Source organism: Rhizobium sp. GW821-FHT14E12, from assembly GCF_058803745.1.
Map to the genome: position 1 here is coordinate 1 of NZ_JBXAPH010000008.1, position 22,041 is coordinate 22,041.

The following is a 22,041-nucleotide window of genomic DNA, read 5'->3' on the forward strand; positions in this document are numbered from 1 at the left end:
CGCAAAATCAAAAAGGCCGGATGGGATGACCAATTCCTAACCGAACTCCTCGCTCATATGCGATAGCCCTGCCCCTTGAGGGGGGAGGTCGCCGCAAAGCGGCGGGTGGGGGTGATCCCTGGGGACAAAATTGATGCCTCAGTGCTTGCCGCATTCACCCCACCCCGGCACTAAGTGCCGACCCTCCCCCTCAAGGCGAGGGTAAGTAACCGCCCGTCGATCGCCGCAAGGCCGACGGCGATCATCGCCATGCCGATGAAGTGCTTCAGCTGCAATTGCTCGCCGAGAAATAGCGCGCCGAGCAGGATGGCGCTGACGGGGATGAGGAAGGTGACCAGCATCAGGTTGGTGGCGCCCGCCGTTGCCAGGATGCGAAAGAATAGGACATAGGCGATGGCGGTCGAGAAGATCGCCAGGCCGGCCAGCGCTGCCCAAGTTTCGGCCGAGGGTATCGCCAGCGTCCACGGATGATCGACGAAGAGGGCGACCGGCAGCAGCAGGATGGTCGAGGCCGTCACCTGCCCGGCCGCGGGGATAATCGGGGCGAGACCCATGCGGCGGAAGCGGCGGCCGAAAATGCCGGCGAGCGAATAGGTGAAGGCGGCGCCCAGCACCGCAAGCTGCGCCAGCACGTTCGAGCCAAGACTGCTCAGCACCGATGGGCCGATCATCAGCGCCACGCCGGCAAAACCGACGAGAACGCCGATCAGACGATTGCCGGTCATTTTCTCATCCGCCGTCAGGAAATGTGCCACCACGACCCCAAAGAGGGGTGTCGTGGCGTTGAGGATCGAGGCGAGACCGCTGGCGATATGCGTCTGACCCCAGACGATCAGCAGGAAGGGAATGACATTGTTGAGGAACCCCATGCCGAAAAAGGCGGCCCAGGCCTGACGGTCGCGCGGCATGGCCTGCCCGGTCATCCGAACGATGACATGCAGGGCGACCGCCGCCAATGCGACGCGCGCAGTGACGATGGTAAAGGGTGGCAACTCATGCACCAAGATACCGTTGAACAGAAACGAGCCGCCCCAAAGAACCGACAATCCCAGCAGCATGCCCCACTCCGCCGCGCCCATCGATTTCTGCGCCATGGCGATATCCTCCAAGTTTTTTATTATCGAGTTATTCTCAATGGTAATCGAAATACGATTTCTTGCCAACCAACGATATTGATGGAATAATCTCGCGATTATGACGCTCTGGCAAGCGAGTCTTTCTCACTCTATAATTTAGCTAAACTCAATCATCATGGATCAACTGCCCTCCCTTTCGGCGTTGCGCGCCTTCGAAGCTTCGGCCCGGCATCTGAGTATGACGCTCGCCGCCAAGGAGCTGCATGTCACGCCCGGCGCCGTCAGCCTGCAGGTGCGCGATCTGGAAATCGCGCTCGGGGTCAAGCTTTTCGAACGCCGCGCGCGCAGCTTGGCATTGACGGCCGAGGGCGCGGATTATTTTGCAACGCTGCGCACCGCTTTCCGCCTGATACGTGAAGCAACGACGGCACTGACCATGCGGGCGCGCGATACGGTGCTGACCGTCACCTGTACCGCTGGCTTCGCCACCCATTGGCTGGTGCCACGGCTCCTGCGGTTCGAGCAGGCCCATCCCGACATCGATCTACGTATCAGCGCCTCGTATCGGATGATGGATTTCCAGCGCGACGGTATAGACATCGCCATTCGCCACGGCCCCGGCGGCTATGAGGGATTGGCGAGCGAACGGCTGCTCGACGACCAATATGTGCCTGTGTGCACCCCCGAGATCGCATCCGCCCTTGGCCCATCACCTGCGGCCGACGCCTTGGCTGGCCTGACCTTGATCCACGACGTCTATCGGCGCGACTGGCAGCTCTGGCTGGAGGCGGCGGGTGCGACGAAAGTCGATGCCACACGCGGTCCGATCTTCACCGACGGTATGGGCGCCTATCACGCCATGAAGGCCGGGCTTGGCATCGCGCTGATGCGCCGTTCCTTCATTGAACAGGAGCTGGTTGACGGCACGCTTGTCGCGCCCTTCCCCATTGGGCTCGCAAGCACGCTGGCCTACCATCTGGTCTATCCGCCGGCGGCATTGGAGCGGCCGGCCATCGCCGCGTTCCGCCTCTGGCTGTTTTCCGAGGTTTCGCGCACAACGCCGCCGGTATAGGCGCCTCATCCGTGATGGGTGGTACCGCCCTTGAACAGGCTGCCGGTGCGGGTCCCCAGGAAAGTGTCGAGCGGAATATGCTCCTGATGCAGGAAGCCGGTCGCGGGCAATCTGCCAGCGCGCACCAGTTCGATAACGGCGACGACGGAGGCCGAGGTGGTCCAGGAAATGGCGGTGCGGCTCTCGCCGGCAATCTCGATCGGATAATAGGCGCGCACGAACTCCTTGCGGCGCAGATTGCCATTGATCGTGCCTTCCGCCGAGACATGGACATAGACGACATCGTCCTCGACCGGCGGCTTCGCCTCCGTCAGGATCTCGCCGGCAAGCTTGCGGCGGTCGCGCATCAGCAATTCATGGAAGAAGAAATTCATCAGCTCCATATGGCCGGGGTAACGCATGGTCTTATAGTCGAGGTTTTCCACGCGGCCGAGCATGGTGGCGCACATGGTTCCAAGGCCCCCCGAGGTGGTGAAGGCTTCGAGCTTGGCGCCGTTGACGTAGAGCGTTTCATGCCATTCCATCGGCGAAACCAGCTTGCGCACCCCGCCTTCGATCACTTCGCAATCGTTCAGATATTCGTTGACCACGCCCTCTGGCGACCAGTTGAAGGCATAGCCCAACAATCCCGTCGGATTCTGCGGAAGCGCGCCGACGCGCATCCGGATCGAGCGGCAGCGATCGAAGCCATCGGCGAGGCTGGCGCCGACAATGCCGACGAAACCGGGCGCCAGGCCACATTGCGGCGCCATCAGGCCGCGAGCGCTCTTTGAAAGCGCGATGATGCCATTTGTGGTCGGCACGTCCTCTGTCAGGTCGAAATAATGGATGCCGGCGTCATGGGCCAGCTGCGCCAGCGCGGCATTCAGGTGAAAGGGCAGGCAGGAGAGCACGGCATCGACGCGGGAAAAGAGATTGCCGATCAGTGCCGGATCGGACACATCGCCCGTTTCGCACGCAAAGGGCAGAGTTTCCGCAGGCAGACGCGCATCGACGCCGATTACGGCGAAGCCACTTTCATGCAGCAATGTAGCGGCAAGCCAGCCGACCTTACCGAGACCGAGAACGGCAATTCTGTCAAAGCCCATCGATAGCCTCCCAGTTGGCGCCGCCGACCGCCGCAAGCCGGGCATCCGACTCAGCATTTCAGATATTTATAGAATAAAGGCCGTATAAATGAAAACGGCCGGCGATGAGGCCGGCCGTCTATCGATCGCTAGATATCGCGACCTATTCGTTGATCAGGCGCTTCAGCAGCTCGATCTCATGCGACAGCTTGCTGTCACCCGAAATCAGCTCCTCGATCTTGCGCACCGCATGCAGAACCGTCGTGTGGTCGCGACCACCGAAGCGACGGCCGATCTCCGGGAAGGAGCGCGGCGTCAGCGTCTTCGACAGATACATGGCGATCTGGCGCGGCTTGACGATGACGCGGGTACGGCGGTTGGAGACCAGCTCCTGACGCGAGACATTGTAGTGACGCGCCACGATGCGCTGGATGTCCTCGATGCGGACGCGACGCGGTTCGCCGGAGCCGACCAGATGGGCCAGCAACTCGTCGACGCGCTCGACCGTCAGGTTCGGCTCGAAAGAGCGGCGGAAGATCAGCTGGTTGAAAGCGCCTTCCAGCTCGCGGCCGCTTGCCGTCACGTTGCGGGCGACATGCGAGAGGAGTTCGGCCGGGATTTCCAGCGACGGATCCTCCAGACGGGCAGCCTCCAGACGGCGCTTGAGGATTTCAAGACGCATCTCGTAGTCCGGCGCCTCGACTTCGATGGCGACACCGCCCTGAAGGCGCGAGCGAACGCGCGGATCGAGCGATTCCAGCTCCCAGGGTGCACGGTCGGCGGCAACGACGACCTGCTTGGCGCTGTCGAGCAGCATGTTCAGCAGATGGCAGAACTCGTGCTGGATCATCTTGCCCTGCAGGAACTGCATGTCGTCGATGATCAGAAGATCGATATTGCGCAGCGAGTCCTTCAGCGTCAACGCGTCGTTGTCGCGAATGGCGGTGGCAAAGCGCCACATGAAATATTCCGCGGTCAGATAGACAACACGCAGGTTGCGCGGGTTCTGTACGGCCGCATTGGCAATTGCCTGCAACAGATGCGTCTTGCCGAGACCGACCGTCGAGTGAACGAAGAGCGGATTGAACCGCACCGCGCCGGAACCGGCTTCCGCGATGGTCTTGGCGGCGGCAAGGCTCACCCGGTTCGAGCTGCCTTCGACATAGGTGTCGAAGGTAAAGCGGGAATCGAGCGGCGAGCCGAACAGCGGCGAACCCATCGTCGCCGGCCGGGCAGCGGCAGCCGCGCTCACGGCATGCGCCACGATCTGACCGGCAGGCTGGGCCGTCGTGCGACGGATTGGCGCCACCGCGGTCGAGTCGGGAACGACGACCTGTTCATCCGCGCAAGGCTTTGCAGCGTGACGGGTCGCGGTGCGAACCAGAATTTCAACCTTCAGGACTTCCGCGTCTTCGGCCTGGAACAGGCTGGTGATGAGATCAAGATAACGATTGTTGATCCAGGACTTCAGAAATGTTGTCGGAACGGTCAGCCTAACGACGCTCTTCGATACCGAATGAAGCTTAAGCCTTGCAAACCAACTGGCGTAAACGTCCGGACCGACCTGAGCCTTCAAGCGCGCACTGACACGCTCGAACAATACGTTATGCTGCATCTCCCCTTTTTCCCCCGCCGCTTCAAGGCAAACCGCACTGAACGCCTGCGGTGCATTGTCCCTATTCTCCAACGCACCCGTCGTCCTCGTATTTATCTGCATGATGCCGCCTTCCACAGTTTCTTTTTATAGGGCGGAAATTCCGCCGCCGCCCTTGGGTCTATGCCATGGTATGACGGTCGCGCTCGTTGTTGTGAGCTTCGCCGCATACCGGTTCATCAGCCGGGTCCAGCCAAACGGACCTGACGCAAATGCTTTGGCGAAAACGACTGCTTGAGCAGCTTTCACCCTGGCATCTTTATCTGGAGCAGTCGTGCGGTCCTCGTATTCCGACCGGCTGCGCCAAAACGGCTGTCAATTTTTCTCCCCTCCCCTACAGTCACGCTTGGGACTTAGACTGCAAAGGACAGACAAGTTTCCTCGTTCCGCCGGCGTTACCGCTTGCGGTCTCAACTCATCAACTGTTTGAAAAAACGGAACTGAACTGCTCCGTCACAAGAGACAAAAACCACCCACGCCGCCTTTAGTGGCAGTGTTCGCCGAAGCCGTTGAAGGTGATGTCCGCGCCCCTTGTTGAAAGCCATTTAGGCAGGATCGAAGGCGGATATCAACGATGAATTTTACACAAAATTAAGAGGCGGCCATTGACTCAGGAGGCCGTTTTTGACTGTCACAAGCCCGTCAAAAAAGAATCGCTTTTGAATCAAGGAGATTCCCGTTCAGCGCGATTCCCTGGGGTTTAAAAACAAAAAAAATAAAAAATCCCTTGACTCACTCATGAGCCGGCAACGTATCACACAGATCACCCGGCATCGGGATAACCTGCTGTAACTCACTGTTTTAAAATGTATATTTCTGTCATGTCATTGACATGGTCAGCCGGCTACATTTTAGCGAAATGAAGCAATTTGGCAGAATCCAAAAAGCCCGGCACAGAGGCCGGGCTTAAGTCTAACGACTGAATCTTTAACGAAATATTACGCGGTCGGAGCCGAAAGCGCCTTCACACGCTTGGCAAGACGCGAAACCTTGCGGGAAGCGGTGTTGGCATGCAGGACGCCCTTGGTAGCGGCGCGAGCCAGTTCCGGCTGCGCTGCGAGGAAGGCTTCCTTCGCGAGGGTAGCGTCACCCGATGCGATGGCTTCTTCGACCTGGCGGACGAAAGTGCGAACGCGCGAGCGACGAGCCTTGTTGACTTCGGTGCGGCGGGCGATCTTGCGGGTCGCTTTTTTCGCCGAGCTGGTATTGGCCATGTATGCCTCTCTTAGAATTCGAACATAACTCCGTCAGTGCAGCGCGGGCCTTGCGGCCACTTCATCCAGCAATGCGGGAGCAATTGCGGAAAACCAGATCGGCTTTCCAAACTGTGGCGGGCATATAGCTGGAATGAGCGACGACGTCAACGCGGATTCTTGCGGAACCCGTGCAATTCCGGAATCTCGCCTTCACCTGTTCTTGAAGACGGGTTTGCGCTTCTCGATGAAAGCCGCCATGCCTTCCTTCTGATCCTCGGTGGCAAACAGGCTGTGGAACAGCCGGCGCTCGAAGCGCAGTCCCTCTTCGAGTGTCGTCTCCAGTGCCCGGTTGACGGCCTCCTTGGCCATCAGCACCGAGGGGCGCGACAGCGAAGCGATCTTGGCAGCAGCGGCCAGCGCCTCGTCGACCAGCTTGTCGGCCGGCACGATACGGGACACCAGGCCGGAGCGCTCCGCCTCGGCCGCATCCATCATCCGCCCGGTCAGAACCAGGTCCATCGCCTTGGCCTTGCCGACGGCGCGTGTGAGGCGCTGCGAGCCACCCATACCGGGGATGATGCCGAGCGTGATCTCCGGCTGCCCAAACTTCGCCGTATCGGCGGCAATGATGAAGTCGCACATCATGGCAAGTTCGCAGCCACCACCCAGCGCAAAGCCGCTGACGGCGGCGATAACGGGCTTGCGCGCGCCGGCGATCTCGTCCCAGCCGCTCATCAAATCGTCCTTGTAGACCTCGGCGAAGTCGAGCGGCTGCATCTCCTTGATATCGGCGCCGGCGGCAAAGGCCTTTTCCGAGCCGGTGAGCACGATCGCGCCAATGGCATCATCGGCGTGAAAGGCGGCGTAAGCCTCTTTCAACTCGGCCAATACGGTCGAATTCAGCGCATTCAGCGCCTGCGGCCGGTTCAGCCGGATGAGACCGACCGCTCCATGCGTTTCGACGATCAGGGTTTCGTAGGCCATGTGTCTCTCCTCCGTTCAATCAGGTCCGGTCAATCAGGTCTGGCAAGAGGCGCAATAGAAAGAAGAGCGCCCTGCCTGGACGATGCGGACGACCGTACCGCCGCAGCCGGGCGTGCCGCAAGGCTTGGCTTCGCGGTCGTAGACGGAAAAGGAATGCTGGAAATACCCAAGCGAGCCATCCGTCTGGATGTGGTCGCGCAAGGATGAGCCGCCGGCCGCGATCGCATCGGCGATGACCTCGCGGATCGCCTCGACCAACCGAAGCAACTCTTCGCTCGGCTTACCGGCCTGAGTAACCAAACTGCCAGCGGCGCGCACCGGCGACAGATGCGAGCGCCACAGCGCCTCGCACACATATATATTGCCGAGACCGGCGATGTTCTTCTGGTCGAGCAGTGCGCTCTTCAGCGGCTGCGCCTTACCCGAGAAGCGCTCGGCCAGATAGTCGGCGCTCAATGCATTGCCGGTCGGCTCCGGGCCGAGATCGCGGAAAGATGGATGGCTGGCGAGATCGGTGCGCCTGGCAATATCCATGAAGCCGAAGCGGCGGGGATCGTTGTAGATGACGCGCGCGGGTCCGTTGGCGCCCGTCAGATGGAAGATGACATGATCGTGCCTTTCGTCCTTGGAGCGGGGATGGTGGAACTCGCCCGGCGTCGCGGACGCCAGGCCTGCTTCGACGCGAAAGGAGCCGGACATGCCGAGATGCGCGATGATCGTCATGCCGTCATCGAGATCGATCAGCAGATATTTCGCGCGGCGCGACAGCGACGTGATGCCGCGGCCGGAGGCGAGGCGTGAAAACTCGGCCGGAAAGGGAAAGCGCAGGTCGTTGCGCCGCAGTTCCAGCGCAGCGAGCACCGCCCCTTCCATGGAAGGAGCAAGCCCGCGCCTGACGGTTTCGACCTCTGGTAATTCCGGCATCTCTATCCATCTTTATGTTTCAACCGCTTATGATCTGGGCTATAGCCCAAGGGCATTGCGGCCGGTGACCTGGCTGATGAGATAGCGTGGCAAACGCGATTTCGCTATGGTCCGCCGCTGAATACTGCATAATTCCTGAAATCGGGATCGATTTAAGGACAAAATTATGCAGCAGATTTAAAGTGCTACAGCGACCTTTGCGCGCCACATGTGACGCGCGGCGCCGTAGTGTAACGGAGTTGAGCTGATGGCAGAAAGCCGCACCTCCGCCGATGGCGGCATGGAAACATCCTATGGCTTCCGCGAGGTGGCCGATGGCGAGAAGCAGGGCCTCGTCAACGAGGTGTTCCACAAGGTTGCCAAGCGCTACGACATCATGAACGACGTCATGTCCATGGGCCTGCACCGGGCCTGGAAGGACGCGATGATCTCGGCGCTCAATCCGCGCAAGGATCCGAGCTACAAGGTCCTCGATGTCGCCGGCGGCACGGGCGACATCGCGTTCCGCATCGTCGAAGCCTCGAACCGGCTGGCGCATGCGACCGTGCTCGACATCAACGGCTCGATGCTTGGCGTCGGCGCCGAGCGCGCGGCGAAGAAGAAGTTGACCGACAACCTCACCTTCGTCGAGGCCAATGCCGAGGAGCTGCCCTTCGAGCCCAACTCCTTCGACGCCTATACGATCGCCTTCGGTATCCGCAACGTGCCGCGCATCGACGTGGCGCTGAAGGAAGCCTATCGCGTGCTGAAGCGCGGCGGCCGGCTGCTGGTGCTGGAATTTTCCGAGGTCGACCTGCCGCTGCTCGACCGCGTCTACGAGGCCTGGTCCTTCAATGCCATTCCGCAATTCGGCAAGGCGATCACCGGCGACGCGGAGCCCTATCAGTATCTGGTGGAATCGATCCGCAAGTTCCCGAACCAGCAGGATTTCGCGACAATGATCCGCGAGGCCAGTTTTTCGCGCGTGAACTTCACCAATTATACCGGCGGCATTGCCGCCCTGCACTCCGGCTGGAAACTCTGAGGCATGATACCGAAAGATATGAAGCGGTTTTCGGTTGGTATCCTGCGAGATCTTGAGACACGATGAGTGGTTTCAACGCATATTTCAGCCTTCTGCGGGTCGGCTGGGTGCTGGTGCGCGAAGGCGTGGTCATTTCGCTTCCCTCGGAGGGCCTGCCTCCCTCCGTCAGCCTTGCCAAATCCTTCGTCGGCATGTTTGCCCGCAAGCGCGCCAAGAGCCAGGCGCGCAGCGACCGGCTTGCCAAGGCCGTCGAGCGTCTCGGCCCTTCCTATGTGAAGATCGGCCAGTTCCTGGCCACGCGACCCGACGTCGTCGGCGTCGACATGGCCAACGACCTTTCGCAGCTGCAGGATCGCATGGCCTTCTTTCCGCATGCGGCGGCAAAGTCATCGATCGAGGGCTCTCTCGGCCGGACGATCGATGAGCTTTATGTCAGTTTCGGCGAACCAATTGCGGCTGCCTCCATCGCCCAGGTGCATCCGGCCGAAATCGAAACACCGGAGGGCCGCAAGCGCGTTGCCGTCAAGGTGATCCGTCCCGGCGTGCGCCAGCGCTTCGTCAACGATATCCAGGCGATGTATCTCGTTTCCCATCTGCAGGAGCGTTTCTTGCCGTCGAGCCGACGGCTCAGGCCCGTCGAGGTGACGCGGACGCTGGAGCAGACGACGAAGGTCGAGATGGATCTGCGGTTGGAGGCGGCCGCCCTTTCCGAGATCGCCGAGAACACCGAGAAGGATCCGGGCTTCCGCGTCCCCAAGGTCGATTGGGAACGCACCGGCCGCGACGTCATCACCATGGAGTGGATCGACGGCGTCAAGATGTCCGATGTCGAAGGCCTGAAGGCCGCAGGCCACGATCTCAATACGCTTGCCGACACGCTGATCCAGTCGTTCTTGCGCCATACGCTGCGCGACGGCTTCTTCCATGCCGATATGCATCCCGGCAATCTCTTCGTTGACGCGACCGGTATGATCGTCGCCGTCGATATGGGCATCGTCGGGCGGCTCGGGAAGAAGGAACGCCGGTTCCTCGCCGAAATCCTCTACGGTTTCATCACCCGGGATTATATCCGCGTCGCCGAAGTGCATTTCGAGGCCGGCTACGTGCCGGCGCATCACAATACCGAGAGTTTCGCGCAGGCGATTCGCGCCATCGGCGAGCCGATCCACGGCCAGCCGGCCGAGACGATCTCCATGGCCAAGCTCCTGACACTGCTTTTCGAGGTGACCCAACTTTTCGACATGGAGACGCGACCCGAGCTGGTCATGCTGCAAAAGACCATGGTCGTGGTCGAGGGCGTGTCGCGCATGCTGAACCCGCGCTTCAACATGTGGAAGGCGTCGGAACCGGTCGTGGGTGAATGGATCCGCAACAATCTCGGACCCAAGCGCATCGTAACCGACCTCAAGGACGGCTTGAAAGCGGCCGTGAAGCTCGCAGAGGCTATCCCCGAAATCGCCGCCAAGACGGAGAAATTCCATCATGAACTGCTGCATATGAGCGAGAACGGCCTGCGTTTCGACCCGCAGACGGCCGAGGCGATCGGCAAGGCGGAGGCCAAGCACAGCCGGTCCGGCCGCCTGGCGCTCTGGATCATCGCGCTTTCGCTGCTCTATCTGGCCTGGCATTTGAGCTGATACGCTTCAGCAGCCCTGAACTCGGGGGCTGCTGGTCGCAAGGGGTAGATTCCTGCCGTTCCGCTTTGCGGTTACACTCGGCGAATCTCAGCGCCGCCCTCCTGCGCTGAGCCATAGCCCGAGGAAAACAGCCAATGGCTGATGACGATCGCACCAAGATAATTCACGGTAGAACGCCGGAATCGGCGGCCATGCTGGCAAACGTCAAGCGAGCGATAGCAATCACCGCCAAGCTTAACCGTCTGACGTTCGACGATGCGGACGAAATCCGGGCTTTGTTCAGCGAACTCATCGGTAAAAAGGTAGACGAGAGCTTTTTGCTGATCCCGCCATTTTATACCGCCGGCGGGAATGAAATTCGCGTCGGGCATAACGTCTTCATAAATCAGAACTGCACTTTCTATGACCTTGGCGGCCTCGACATCGCGGACGATGTCATGATCGGGCCGAACGTGAGCATTATCACGGCGGGCCATCCCCTCGACCCTTCGCAGCGACGCTCCGTCACGATCGGGAGACCCATCGTGATCAAGAAAAATGTGTGGGTTGCAGCCGGCGCGATCATCATCGGTGGCGTAACAGTCGGCGAAAACTCGGTCGTCGCGGCGGGCTCGGTCGTCACCAAGGATGTTCCCCCGAATACTCTTGTCGGAGGAAATCCGGCGCGGGTCATTCGTTCAATTGGCGACGACTGAAGGAGGCTTCTGTGCGGAGGTCCTAGTCGACGATGAAGAGCTTGGCGCCTGTCTTTGTCGACGAACGATGCGCGGCATCGCCGAAATCGGACACCTGATAGCCCATGCCCTTCGTCAGGACCGAGACTCGCCCGTCCTTCAGCTCGGAGATCAGCTCACCTTCCAGCACATAAATGACATGGCCGCGATCGCACCAGTGGTCAGCAACATAGCCGGGTGTGTATTCGACAATCCGGACGCGGATGTCGCCGATATTCAATGTTCGCCAGAGCGCATGGCCGCTCTCGCCCTCGTGCCTGGTAGCGGGAACCTCATCCCAATTCGTTGTGGTGAAAGCGAGTTCCGGAATTTTCATCTTGATGATCTTCTGAGATTGGACGGATGCTTCGGTATGAAAACGGTCGCGCAACCTATTGGTCAATCCTGCACGCCCGCTTTCAGCTATAATGGGTCCTTGACGGTGCCGCAGCATGTTTTGCGTGTGCTTTTTCATGCGCGGCGCGACAGGTGTTCGCTATTTGGGATATCCCATTAGAGATGATGCTCGCATAGCCTTGTAAAAAAGGAGAACAGCGAAGATGGAGCGTCAGAAGGCCGGCATCGAACTCACCGGGCACCCCCTGGGGTTCAGCGATCTGGTGCGGATCGGCGCGGGCGTCGCGATGCCCACGGCATCGGAAAGCGGCATGGCGCGGGTGCAGACGGCACGCGAGGTTCTCGAAAGCACGATCCAGTCCGGCATGCCCGTCTATGGCTCGACCACCGGCGTCGGGGCGATGAAGGATGTGGAGTGGTCGCCCGAAGACCTCGACGCCTTCAATCTCGGCCTGGTGCGCGCCCATCATTTCGGCACCGGCGCCCCCTTCTCCATGTCCGTCGTACGCAATGCCATGGCGATCCGCGTCAACACGGCGCTGACCGGCCAGGTCGGCTGCTCGCCGGGGCTGATCGATGCCTATCTCCAGCTTCTCCATACCGATGTCATCCCCGTCGTTCGCCGCACCGGCTCGATCGGCTGCGCCGATATCGGCCTGATGGGCCAGATCGGCGCGGTGCTGACCGGAGTCGGTGAGGCCGTCTATCGCGGCCGGCGCATGCAAGCGGCCGATGCCTTTACCGCTGCCGGCATTGAGCCGGTCAAGATGCTGCCGCGCGACAGCCTTGCCTCGCTCAGCGTCAATGCCGTCAGCTTCGCCGCCGCTGCCGAAACCACCCGCAATGCCGCCTCCTCGATCCGGGTCCTGCTGGCAACCAGCATGATGGCGGCAGGCGCACTCGGCGCCTCGCGCGATCCCTGGTATGCGGTGCGCCATGTCGGCACCGCGCGGGAAGCCCTGATCGGCGCATGGCTTTGCAACGCCTCGGACGAATGGCCATGGCCGGTCGCGACGCATGTGCAGGACCCGCTGAGCCTGCGCATGATCGCCCAGGTCTACGGCGCGGTGATCGAGAATCTGCTCACCGCCGGCCACAAGATCCTGGCAGTGACCGGCCGCTCCGACGACAATCCCGTCATCGTCGACGGGCGCGTGATGACGTCCGGTGGCTCGCTGCCGCTCGACGTCACCATCCTGCTCGAAGCCGCCGTCATCTGCATGGCGCATGCGGCACGCAACGCCTTCAACCACTGCGTCCTGCTCGGCAACGGCCAGCGGCGCGGCCTGCCGGTCAATCTGGTGCCCGAGGGCAAGATCGCCACCGGTTTCGGCCCGATCATCAAGCTTGCCGGCGAGATCTTTTCGCGGGTGTTGTCCATGTCCAACCCGGTCTCGGCGCAGTCGCTGGTGGTGGCCGCCGGCATGGAGGACGAGGCCGCCTTCCTGCCATTGGTGATCGAGCGCTTCGACCGGCAGATGCGGGCGCTAAAACGCCTGGCGGCGCTGGAAGCCCTGCTCTCGGCGCAGGCGATCGACATTCTCGGCGACAAGCCGGAAGGCGTGGCCCGCATGCTCTACGACGTCGTGCGCAAACATGCCGACTTTTACGAGGTCGACCGGCCGCTTTCGGCCGAGGTCGAGGCCATCGAGGAGGAACTGGCCTCCGAGGCCTTCGTGTCCGAGATGATCGCCCATCAGCCGATCCTCGCCTATGATGATTTCTTCGCCCTCGGTTCGTTGGAACGGGTCGAAGAACGGCTTTATCGCGATACAGTGACAATCTGAACGGAGAGAATGGATATGGCTGACTTCGATCTCGTTCTGCAGGGCACGGTGGTTCTGCCGGACCGCATCGTGGAAGAGGGCTATGTCGCCGTGCGCGACGGCAAGATCGCGGAGATCGGCATTGGCATACCGCCACAGGCGCATGAGCGGCATCTGCTCGGCAAGGCGCTGATCCTGCCCGGCGCTATCGACGCGCAGGTGCATTCGCTCTCCCAGAAGGACCAGGAAGACTTTATCTGGTCGACACGCTCGGCGGCGGCCGGCGGCGTCACCACCATTGTCGACATGCCCTATGACGAGGGCAATCTCGTCTGCTCGGCGGAAGCAGTGAAGAAGAAGGTCGATCATGCCTCGCCGCAGGCGCGTGTCGACTTCGCGCTTTACGGCACGGTCGACCCGGAAGAAGGCCCGGCGCGTATTCGCGAGATGGTCGATGCCGGCGTTGCCGCCTTCAAATTCTCGACCTTCGGCACCGACCCGAAGCGTTTCCCCCGCATCCCGCCCGCCCTGCTCGACGCCTGCTTCGCGGCCATTGCCCTGACCGGACTGACGGCTGGCGTCCATAATGAGGACGACGAGGCGGTTCGGACCTATATGGAGCAGGTGAAGGCTAGCGGCGTCACCGACTATCGCGCCCACGGCCTCTCCCGGCCGCCGATCACCGAGCTGCTCGCCATGCACACGATCTTCGAGACCGGCGCCAACACCGGCTGCCCCGCACATGTCGTACATTGCTCGCTCGGCCGTGGCTACGACATCGCGCGGGCCTATCGCCGCGACGGCTTCGAGGCGACGGTGGAATGCTGTATCCATTACCTGACGCTGGACGAGGAAAACGACGTGAAGCGCCTTGGCGGCAAGGCCAAGATCAACCCGCCGATCCGCGCGCGCGCCGAAGTCGAGACGCTGTGGCGCAAGGTGGTGGAAGGCAATGTCTGGCTGGTCTCGACCGACCATGTCAGCTGGTCGGAAAACCGCAAGACCAATCCGGATATGCTGGCCAACGCCTCCGGCGTGCCGGGGCTGGAGGTCATGGTGCCGCTCTTCGTCAAGGGCGCTTTGGAACGCGGCATATCCCTCACGTGGGCGGCGAAGCTGATGGCGGAGAACCCCGCCAGGCATTTCCGTCTCGACCATATCAAGGGCGCGCTGACGCCGGGCAAGGATGCCGATATCGTCGTGCTGGAACCACGCGAAACCGTCTATGACGCCGCCTCGAGCGGCAACAACATCGTCGGCTGGAGCCCTTACAATGGCATCCGTCTGCCGTGGACGGTCTCCGCCACCTATCTCAGGGGCAAGCAGATTACGGACCAAAACAAAGTACTGGCCGAGCCGGGAAGCGGCAAATTCGTTCGCCCGCTTCCCCGTCAGATTATTGCCGGCCAGAATATCGCTGGAGAGACTGCCTGATGAACCAACCGAAGCGCAACCTGCCCGTCAACGCCGATCGTATCGCCGAGGATATCGACGCACTGGCCAAGATCACCGAACCGGATCACCCCTGGACGCGCCGCGCTTTCTCGCCGCTGTTTCTGGAAGGCCGCGCTTACATTGACGCACGGATGAAGGCGGCGGGACTGGAAACCCGCATCGATGCCGCCGGCAATCTGATCGGCCGGCGCGCTGGTGCAAAGCCCGGCCTCGGGACGATCCTTGTGGGCTCCCACTCCGACACCGTGCCTGACGGCGGCCGCTTCGACGGCATTGCCGGCACGATCGCGGCGCTGGAAGTTGCCCGCTCCCTGAAGGATCAGGACATCCAGCTGGATCATGATCTGGAGATCGTCGATTTCCTCGCCGAGGAGGTCAGCATCTTCGGCGTCTCCTGCATCGGCAGCCGTGGGATGACCGGGCAATTGCCGGAGGCATGGCTGACGCGTGTGAGCGGCGACCGCAATCTCGCGCAGGGCATTGCCGAGGTCGGTGGCGATCCCGCGACGCTGCTCGCGCAGAAGCGTCCTGACCTTGCCGGCTTTCTCGAGCTGCACATCGAGCAAGGACCTATCCTCGAAGCCGAAAACAAGGATATCGGCATCGTGACCGCCATTGCCGGCATCACCCGCATCGAGATCACCGTCGAGGGCCGTGCCGACCATGCCGGCACCACGCCGATGGGCCGGCGCGCCGATGCGCTAGTGGCAGCCTCACAACTGGTGCTCGATATCCGGAGCCAAGCGACAGAGCAGGCGAAGACGCCGGGTCATTTCGCCGCAACGGTCGGCGAGTTCCGCATCGAGCCGAACGCCGCCAATGTCGTTCCCTCCAAGGTCGTGCTGCTGATCGACGGCCGCGCCGAAATCCGTGGGGACATGGAACAGTTTCTGGCCTGGATCGATGGTGCCGTACAAAAGATAACCGACGCTTACGGCGTGACGATCAAGCCGCCTGTCCGCGTCTCTGACAATTTCCCGACGCCAGGTGATGCCGGCCTGCTCGAAACGCTGGAGCGCGCCTGCGAGACGGTCGGAGCCAAGCATCGCCGCATGGCGTCCGGCGCCGGTCACGACACGGCCTGGGTCGCCAAGGTGGCGCCGGCGGCGATGATCTTCGTGCCCTGCAAGGAAGGCCGCAGCCATTGCGCCGACGAATGGGCCGAAAATGACGATATCGCCATGGGTGCCGCCGTGCTGTTCGAAGCCGTGCGCGACATGGATAAGAGCTTACAGAAAACCAGCCAGGAGTAGCCGGATGGGACGCATACTCGTAGCCAAGGATGTCGAAGCAGCCGTCAAGGGCGGCTCGGTTTATGCAGCCGGTGGCGGTGGCTGGGCCGATCATGGCCGCATGCTCGGCTATGCCGCCGTCAATGTCGGCAAGCCGGAGCTGGTATCGATCGACGAGCTCAATGATACCGACTGGATTGCGACGGCAGCGGCCATCGGTGCGCCGGCCTCCACCACGCCCTGGGAAATGCAGGGCATCGACTATGTGAAGGCCGTGCAGCTGCTGCAGGACGAGCTTGGCGAAAAGCTTTCCGGCCTGATCATCGGCCAGAACGGGAAGTCCTCGACACTGAACGGCTGGCTGCCTTCCGCCATTCTCGGCACCAAGGTCGTGGACGCGGTCGGCGATATCCGCGCGCATCCGACCGGCGATATGGGCTCGATCGGCATGGCCGGCTCGCCCGAACAGATGATCCAGACCGCCGTCGGCGGCAACCGCGCCGAAAACCGTTACATCGAGCTGGTGGTGAAGGGCGCGACGGCAAAGATCTCGCCGATCCTGCGCGCCGCCTCCGATCAGTCCGGCGGCTTCATCGCCTCCTGCCGCAATCCGCTGCGCGCCTCCTATGTCCGTACACATGCGGCGCTTGGCGGCATCTCCATGGCGCTCTCGCTCGGCGAAGCGATCATCGAGGCGGAAAAGAAGGGCGGCAGCGCCGTCATCGACGCCATCTGCAAGACGACCGGCGGGCATATCCTTGCCGAGGGTATCATCGCCAAGAAGGATGTCGTCTACACCAAGGAAGCCTTCGATATCGGCACCATCACGGTCGGCACAGGCGAGAAAGCCGTCACCATGCATGTGATGAACGAATACATGGCCGTCGAAGACACCGATGGTAAGCGCCTGGCGACATTCCCCTCGGTCATCACCACGCTGTCGCCGGAGGGCGAACCCTTGAGCGTCGGCCAGCTGCACGAGGGCATTCATGTCTTCATCCTGCATGTGCCGATGGACATCATCCCGCTCTCGGCCAGTGTCCTCGATCCGACGGTCTACCCCTCGGTCGAAAAGGCCATGGGGATCGAGATCGCCAAATATGCGCTGGCCGGCAAGAAGGGCTGATACCGGGAGGCGCACATGGCCCGCGACGCTGGTCTTGAGGAACTGCTGAGAGAGGATCTCGGGCAAAGGCCTGGGCTCAGCGAAAAAGCGATGTTCGGCGGCTGGGCCTTTCTGCTGAATGGCCATCTGCTTTGCGGCGCGCGCGAAGATGGACTGCTGATACGCCTCGGCAAGGGCAACGACAGCTGGGCGCTGGAACTGTCTGATATCAAGCCCATGCTGTTAGGCCCGCGCGAAATGCAGGGCTGGGTGCGCGCTGGGCCGGAGGCCTACGGCAACGACATGCTGCGCAAGCGGCTGCTACTTGCCGCGCTGGACTTCGTTGAAGGCCTGCCGCCGAAATGAACGAGTATTAAAGAGCACTCCTCTTCTCCCCGGCGGGGAGAAGATGTCCGTCAGGACAGATGAAGGGGTGAGCGGCGAAGGAGCGAACGTCTGAGCGGCAAGCGAAGACGGCATATGCCGAGCCGCCCCCTCATCCGGCCCTATGGGCCACCTTCTCCCCGAGGGGAGAAGGGAGACCGCGACCAAACAAAAGGGAAGGGAATTCCATGCCGAAAGCCAATCCACGTCATCCGAAATTCCCCATTCCGAGCGGCCCGGTGCTGCGCGCCAAGGGCTGGCGGCAAGAAGCGCTGCTGCGGCTACTCGAAAACGTGCTCTCCGTCGGCGAGGACCCGGACAATCTCATCGTCTATGCCGCGCTCGGCAAGGCGGCGCGCAACTGGGCGGCACACAAGGGCATCGTCAAGGCGCTGACCGAGATGGAGGAGGATCAGACGCTGCTGATCCAATCCGGCAAGCCGATCGGCCTGGTGCGCACCCATGCGAAGGCGCCGCTGGTGATCATGGCCAACTGCAACATCGTCGGACAATGGGCGAAGGCCGAAGTCTTCTACGAATTGCAGCGCAAGGGGCTGATCTGCTGGGGCGGGCTGACGGCCGGCGCCTGGCAATATATCGGCAGCCAGGGCGTCATCCAGGGTACCTACGAGATCTTCATGCGGATCGCCGAACGCCGCTTCGGCGGCGACCTCCTCGGCCGTTTCGTGCTGACCGCCGGGCTCGGCGGCATGGGCGGCGCGCAGCCGCTGGCCGGCCGTATGGCGGGAGCCGCCATCCTCTGTGTCGATATCGATGCGGAGCGTGCCAAGAAGCGGCAGGAGATCGGTTATCTCCAGGAGATCGCGCCCGACCTCGATTCCGCACTGGCGATGATCGACGCGGCAGTGAAGGAGAAGCGCGCGCTTTCAGTCGGCCTCGTCGGCAATGCGGCGGAGGTCTATCCCGAGATCGCCCGGCGCGGCATCGTGCCCGATATCGTCACCGACCAGACCTCGGCGCATGATCTGGTCTACGGCTACGTGCCGAAGGGCATGAGCCTTACCCAAGTCAAGGATCTGCGCGATGACGGCCAGGGGCAGTTGATGGCCGCGAGCCGCGCCTCGATCGTCGAGCATGTCAAAGCCATGCTGGATTTCCAGAGACAAGGCGCCGAGGTCTTCGACAACGGCAACCTGATCCGCACCCAGGCGAAGGAAGGCGGCGTCGCCAATGCCTTCGATATCCCGATCTTCACGGAAGCCTATCTCAGGCCTCTCTTCGCCCGCGCCATCGGCCCCTTCCGCTGGATGGCGCTGTCGGGCGAGGAAAGCGATATCGCCCGCATCGACGATCTGCTGCTCGAAATGTTCCCCGACAACAAGATCATCACCAACTGGATCAGGCTTGCCCGAGAGCATGTGCCCTTCGAGGGTCTGCCGGCGCGGATTGCCTGGCTCGGGCACGGCGAACGCACGGATCTCGCGCGCCGGGTCAACGAGCTGGTGGCGAGCGGCGAACTCAAAGGCCCAGTCGCCTTCTCGCGCGACCATCTCGACGCCGGCGCCATGGCGCATCCGAACATCATGACCGAGCGGATGAAGGACGGCTCCGACGCGATAGCCGACTGGCCGCTGATCGACGCGATGATGCTCTGCTCCTCCATGGCCGACCTCGTCGTCGTCCACTCCGGCGGCGGCGGCTATGCCGGTTACATGACGAGCTGCGGCGTCACCGTCGTTGCAGACGGCACAGCCGAGGCCGACGAGCGGCTCGACCATGCGTTGACCAACGACACGGCGCTCGGCGTCATGCGCTATGCCGATGCCGGCTATGAAGAGGCGCTGGACGAAGTGGCGAAAAAGGATGTGCCCTATATCCGTCTCGGATAAGGGCGACTGTTTTTCCTGGCATCGACAGTCTATGGTCGCGGGCAAATCCTCCCCTCCATGAGAGTTGCCCGTGATCCCCTGGACCCTGCTTGATACCGCGAAAATCCCCAATGGTGGCGGTGAGTTACGCCTGAAGCAGCGCGGCCAGGAATTCTCCATCATGCTCGGCACCAATGAGCTGATGAACAGCCGCCTCAGCGGTTCGGAGCGGGCGCTTGCCACACTTTCCTGCGAGAAAATCCAAGGCCGGGCCGCTCCGCATATTCTGATCGGCGGGCTTGGCATGGGCTTTACCCTGCGTGCCGCCCTTGGTGAATTGGGCGGGGATGCCAAGGTCACCGTTGCGGAGCTGGTTCCAGCGGTCGTCGCCTGGGCGCGCGGGCCGATGGCCACGGTCTTCGATAATTGTCTCGACGATCCCCGTGTCGCCATCCATGAAGGCGATGTCCGTCCACTGATCCGCGCCAGCAAGGCGGCCTACGATGCCATCCTGCTCGACGTTGACAACGGTCCCGATGGCATTACCCACGAGGCCAATGACGGGCTCTACGACTTCAAGGGCCTGAGGGCCGCCCACGACGCGCTGCGCCCCGGCGGCATCCTCGCCGTCTGGTCATCCGGCCCCGACAGGGATTTCACCCGGCGGCTGCGTGACACCGGCTTTACCGCCGAAGAAATCAACACCCGCGCCAACGGCAAGAGCGGCGCGCGGCATGTCATCTGGCTGGCGGTGAAGGCGGGGCGTTAGAGTCGCTCGCGTCGAGATAATTGGAAACCTCGATCAGATTATCATCCGGATCGCGGAAATAGACCGAGAGGATCGGGCCGGTTGCGCCAGTGCGGCGGACCGGGCCTTCTTCGATTCGGACGCCCTCTGCTGTCAGATGGGCGATGACATCACTCAGCGGCGTCTCGCTAATAAAGCAGAGATCGGCAGAGCCCGGTGTCGGGCGCTTGGCCTTTGGCTCGATCTCGTGCCCCGCCCGATGCAGGTTGATCTTCTGGTTGCCGAAGGTCAGTGCCTTGCGGCCGTCGCCGAAGGTTTCCACGCCCATGCCGAGGATGCGAGCGTAGAAGGCGCAGCTTTCCTCGATGCTGGCGACCGTCAGTACCAGATGATCGAGATGGTCGATGCGGATCATTGCGAACCTCCAGTCTTGCCGTTCAACGACGGGCGAGCCTTGCCACGCCGAAGGCGCTGACGAGGCAGGCGGCCAGCATGGCAAGGATGAAGGCAACCACGGCCGACCAGCCATCGGCAAGCCAGAAATAGCCGCCGACCGAGCCGGCAATGCTGGAGCCGAGATAATAGGCCAGCAGATAGAGCGACGAGGCATGCCCCTTGGCACCGCTTGCAAGCCGGCCGACCAGCGCGCTCGCGACGGAATGGGTGACGAAGAAGCCGATGGTGACCAGGATGATGCCGAGAATGACCAGCGGCAGCGGTGTGGCGAGCGTGACGGCGGCGCCGAGCGCGGTGACCAGCACGCCGGCCGGCAGCACGACGAAATGGCCGATACGATCGCCGAGGATGCCCGCCGCCCAGGAAGCGACGATGCCGAAGAGATAGGCGGTGAAGATCATGCCGAGTTCGGTCTGGTTGAGATCATAGGGATCGGCGACCAGCCGGAACCCGGCATAGTTATAGACCGTGACGAAGGAACCCATGATCAGGAAGCCGATGGCAAAGAGCAACGGCAGCGCCGGATTGCGGAAATGACCGGCCCAGGCCCGGATATGGAAAGCGGCGTCGAAACCCCTACGCGGCGTGAAATTGCGCGACGGCGGCAGCAAGAACAAGAAGCCGGTGGCGGCAATCAGCCCGAGCACGCCGACGGCGGCAAGCGCCGGACGCCAGGTGAAGAGTTCGGCGATCGTGCCGGTGACCACGCGGCCAGCCATGCCGCCAAAGGCGTTGCCGGCGATATAGAGGCCCATGGCGCCGCCAAGGCCGCGCGGATCGATCTCTTCGGCAAGATAGGTCATGGCGACCGCCGGCACGCCGCCGAGAAGGAAACCCTCCAGCGCCCGGAACACCAGCAATGTCTGCCAGTTCGGCGCGACGGCGCAGGCAATGGTGCAAAGAGCGGCGCCCAGCAGCGAAATGAACATCAGGCTGCGCCGGCCGAGGCTTTCGGAAACGGCGGCGGCGCAAAAGATCGCAAAGGCGAGGAAGCCGGTCGAGAGAGACAGCGACAGCGAGCTTGCCGCCGGCGTCACCCCGAAATCCTCGGCGAAGATCGGCATCAGCGGCTGCACGCAATAGAGCAGCGAGAATGTCGCAAAACCGGAGAGGAACAGAGCGATGGTCGCACGCCTGAATGCGGGCGTGCCACGCGTCAGGAATTGCCGGGCCTCGGAATGCGGCTCGGTATCGACAAGTTTCAATTCGGGACGGGAGGGAACTTCGGAGATGACAAGATCTTCCGTCTGGACGGCGCGGGACATGAGGGCACACAACCTTTCTTGCCCATAAATCTAACCAAGCCGGCATCATTAGTCCAATATATGGAACAGACGATTTCAATAGCTTTTGGAGATAGCG

20 protein-coding genes are annotated in these 22,041 nt (G+C 62.0%); 11 read left to right on the plus strand and 9 right to left on the minus strand.

All coding sequences use genetic code 11. The features are described from left to right. Positions 1–170 precede the first annotated feature (170 nt). Positions 171–1,094, minus strand: coding sequence for a DMT family transporter (locus AC1RO0_RS24040; RefSeq protein WP_498595111.1), 924 nt, complete (start codon positions 1,092–1,094; stop codon positions 171–173). Between the two features lie 154 nt (positions 1,095–1,248). On the opposite strand from AC1RO0_RS24040, the gene gcvA reads away from it, so the two are divergent. After that, complete coding sequence (gene gcvA, locus AC1RO0_RS24045) at positions 1,249–2,148, plus strand: transcriptional regulator GcvA (RefSeq protein ID WP_498595365.1); 900 nt, start codon at positions 1,249–1,251, stop codon at positions 2,146–2,148. A 5-nt stretch (positions 2,149–2,153) separates the two neighbouring features. Here gcvA and AC1RO0_RS24050 read toward each other — a convergent pair whose 3' ends face one another. The 5 genes from AC1RO0_RS24050 to mutM all read right to left on the minus strand — a co-directional run bounded on the left by AC1RO0_RS24050 (position 2,154) and on the right by mutM (position 7,973). Continuing rightward, positions 2,154–3,236 (minus strand): saccharopine dehydrogenase family protein, encoded by a 1,083-nt coding sequence (locus AC1RO0_RS24050; RefSeq protein ID WP_498595112.1) that lies wholly within the window; start codon positions 3,234–3,236, stop codon positions 2,154–2,156. Positions 3,237–3,378: 142 nt separating this feature from the next. Beyond that, positions 3,379–4,932, minus strand: a complete 1,554-nt coding sequence (gene dnaA, locus AC1RO0_RS24055; RefSeq protein WP_498595113.1) for a chromosomal replication initiator protein DnaA — start codon at positions 4,930–4,932, stop codon at positions 3,379–3,381. An 875-nt stretch (positions 4,933–5,807) separates the two neighbouring features. After that, complete coding sequence (gene rpsT, locus AC1RO0_RS24060; RefSeq protein WP_007702696.1) at positions 5,808–6,083, minus strand: 30S ribosomal protein S20; 276 nt, start codon at positions 6,081–6,083, stop codon at positions 5,808–5,810. Positions 6,084–6,275: 192 nt separating this feature from the next. Further along, positions 6,276–7,049, minus strand: a complete 774-nt coding sequence (locus tag AC1RO0_RS24065; protein ID WP_498595114.1) for an enoyl-CoA hydratase — start codon at positions 7,047–7,049, stop codon at positions 6,276–6,278. A 33-nt stretch (positions 7,050–7,082) separates the two neighbouring features. Beyond that, positions 7,083–7,973, minus strand: a complete 891-nt coding sequence (gene mutM, locus AC1RO0_RS24070; RefSeq protein WP_498595115.1) for a bifunctional DNA-formamidopyrimidine glycosylase/DNA-(apurinic or apyrimidinic site) lyase — start codon at positions 7,971–7,973, stop codon at positions 7,083–7,085. A gap of 247 nt (positions 7,974–8,220) precedes the next feature. Here mutM and ubiE point away from each other — a divergent pair, with 247 nt between their 5' ends. From ubiE to AC1RO0_RS24085, 3 genes are all read left to right on the plus strand, one after another. Continuing rightward, complete coding sequence (gene ubiE, locus AC1RO0_RS24075) at positions 8,221–8,997, plus strand: bifunctional demethylmenaquinone methyltransferase/2-methoxy-6-polyprenyl-1,4-benzoquinol methylase UbiE (protein ID WP_498595116.1); 777 nt, start codon at positions 8,221–8,223, stop codon at positions 8,995–8,997. A 62-nt stretch (positions 8,998–9,059) separates the two neighbouring features. Continuing rightward, positions 9,060–10,634 (plus strand): 2-polyprenylphenol 6-hydroxylase, encoded by a 1,575-nt coding sequence (gene ubiB, locus AC1RO0_RS24080; RefSeq protein ID WP_498595117.1) that lies wholly within the window; start codon positions 9,060–9,062, stop codon positions 10,632–10,634. Positions 10,635–10,768: 134 nt separating this feature from the next. Then, on the plus strand, positions 10,769–11,329 hold the full coding sequence (locus tag AC1RO0_RS24085) for a sugar O-acetyltransferase (protein ID WP_498595118.1): 561 nt from the start codon (positions 10,769–10,771) through the stop codon (positions 11,327–11,329). A 22-nt stretch (positions 11,330–11,351) separates the two neighbouring features. On the opposite strand, the gene AC1RO0_RS24090 is transcribed toward AC1RO0_RS24085, so the two are convergent. Continuing rightward, on the minus strand, positions 11,352–11,684 hold the full coding sequence (locus AC1RO0_RS24090; protein ID WP_498595119.1) for a DHCW motif cupin fold protein: 333 nt from the start codon (positions 11,682–11,684) through the stop codon (positions 11,352–11,354). Positions 11,685–11,907: 223 nt separating this feature from the next. Here AC1RO0_RS24090 and AC1RO0_RS24095 point away from each other — a divergent pair, with 223 nt between their 5' ends. The 7 genes from AC1RO0_RS24095 (at position 11,908) to AC1RO0_RS24125 (ending at position 20,244) form a co-directional block, all read left to right on the plus strand. Then, entirely contained in the window at positions 11,908–13,491 is a 1,584-nt protein-coding gene (locus AC1RO0_RS24095) for an aromatic amino acid lyase (RefSeq protein WP_498595120.1), read from the plus strand. A 15-nt stretch (positions 13,492–13,506) separates the two neighbouring features. Continuing rightward, positions 13,507–14,904: a hydantoin-5-propionate amidohydrolase gene (gene ertD / locus AC1RO0_RS24100; protein ID WP_498595121.1), complete on the plus strand. Its 1,398-nt coding sequence runs from the start codon at positions 13,507–13,509 to the stop codon at positions 14,902–14,904. Beyond that, positions 14,904–16,178 carry a Zn-dependent hydrolase gene (locus tag AC1RO0_RS24105; protein ID WP_498595122.1) on the plus strand — a complete coding sequence of 425 codons (1,275 nt, stop codon included), beginning with the start codon at positions 14,904–14,906 and terminating at the stop codon, positions 16,176–16,178. The genes ertD and AC1RO0_RS24105 overlap by 1 nt, the downstream gene beginning before the upstream one ends. 4 nt (positions 16,179–16,182) lie before the next feature. Continuing rightward, positions 16,183–17,283, plus strand: a complete 1,101-nt coding sequence (ertC, locus tag AC1RO0_RS24110; protein ID WP_498595123.1) for a thiohydantoin desulfurase — start codon at positions 16,183–16,185, stop codon at positions 17,281–17,283. Positions 17,284–17,298: 15 nt separating this feature from the next. Beyond that, on the plus strand, positions 17,299–17,628 hold the full coding sequence (locus AC1RO0_RS24115) for a TfoX/Sxy family protein (RefSeq protein WP_498595124.1): 330 nt from the start codon (positions 17,299–17,301) through the stop codon (positions 17,626–17,628). A gap of 206 nt (positions 17,629–17,834) precedes the next feature. Further along, positions 17,835–19,496 carry a thiourocanate hydratase gene (ertB, locus tag AC1RO0_RS24120; RefSeq protein WP_498595125.1) on the plus strand — a complete coding sequence of 554 codons (1,662 nt, stop codon included), beginning with the start codon at positions 17,835–17,837 and terminating at the stop codon, positions 19,494–19,496. Positions 19,497–19,566: 70 nt separating this feature from the next. After that, complete coding sequence (locus AC1RO0_RS24125; protein ID WP_498595126.1) at positions 19,567–20,244, plus strand: spermidine synthase; 678 nt, start codon at positions 19,567–19,569, stop codon at positions 20,242–20,244. Here the strand turns inward: AC1RO0_RS24125 and AC1RO0_RS24130 are convergent. Both AC1RO0_RS24130 and AC1RO0_RS24135 read right to left on the minus strand, forming a co-directional pair. Next, positions 20,213–20,638 carry a VOC family protein gene (locus AC1RO0_RS24130; RefSeq protein ID WP_498595127.1) on the minus strand — a complete coding sequence of 142 codons (426 nt, stop codon included), beginning with the start codon at positions 20,636–20,638 and terminating at the stop codon, positions 20,213–20,215. The two genes, AC1RO0_RS24125 and AC1RO0_RS24130, sit on opposite strands and share 32 nt — an antisense overlap. Before the next feature lie 22 nt (positions 20,639–20,660). Then, a complete protein-coding gene (locus AC1RO0_RS24135; RefSeq protein ID WP_498595128.1) occupies positions 20,661–21,944 on the minus strand; it encodes an MFS transporter in 1,284 nt (427 codons plus the stop codon). Positions 21,945–22,041 lie beyond the last annotated feature (97 nt).